The sequence below is a fragment of the Vibrio sp. 1401 genome (assembly GCF_033340295.1).
In genome coordinates this window covers 1-679 of record NZ_JAWOWF010000397.1, presented here as the reverse complement: position 1 = coordinate 679, position 679 = coordinate 1, and the positions used below count along the sequence as shown (strand labels likewise).

Annotated in this window: 1 protein-coding gene; it reads right to left on the bottom strand. The window is 43.9% G+C overall.

The genetic code is table 11. The features are described from left to right. Positions 1 to 679: homoserine O-acetyltransferase/O-succinyltransferase family protein (locus R7Z77_RS25860; RefSeq protein ID WP_318137114.1), on the bottom strand; the 679-nt coding region annotated here is incomplete at both ends.

The following is a 679-nucleotide window of genomic DNA, read 5'->3' as shown; positions in this document are numbered from 1 at the left end:
CATTGTGAAGAGTGTGCGAGTCATACTCTGGATGGCCGGTAACAAAAACGTTTCGCTTGTCTTTGGTCGTTGCCAGATATACGCCCGCCACATCGGATGTGGCGAGAATATCTAAGTCAGTATGTTCTTCTAAAAAGTGTGGCGAAAAATCGGCATAACGCGAATGGGGCGCTAAAAACGTATCATCAAACCCGCGCAAAATAGGGTGGAATGGATTATGAATTTGGTGATGATATACACCGGAAAGCTTTTCTTTACGCGTTTTTTTCGGCAAGTCATACAACAACTTTAAGCCTGCTTGCGCCGCCCAACACACATACAACGTCGAGGTAACATGGTCTTTTGCCCATTCCATGATGGTTTTTAAATGATCCCAATAGATCACATCTTCAAATTGCACCAGACCAAGTGGCGCACCAGTGATGATAAGACCGTCGAAATTTTTCCCTTTTACCATCTCAAACTGACGGTAAAACGTATCTAAATGCTCGGTTGGTGTGTTTTTGCTTGGTCGATTATCTATGCGCAGTAGCTCGACGTTTACTTGCAATGGACTGTTTGAAAGGAGGCGAAGAAACTGCGTTTCTGTTTCGATTTTCTTGGGCATCAAATTCAGAATCAGTACTCGTAAAGGACGTATTTCTTGACTCGCGGCACGAGCTTCGCTCATTACAAAGAT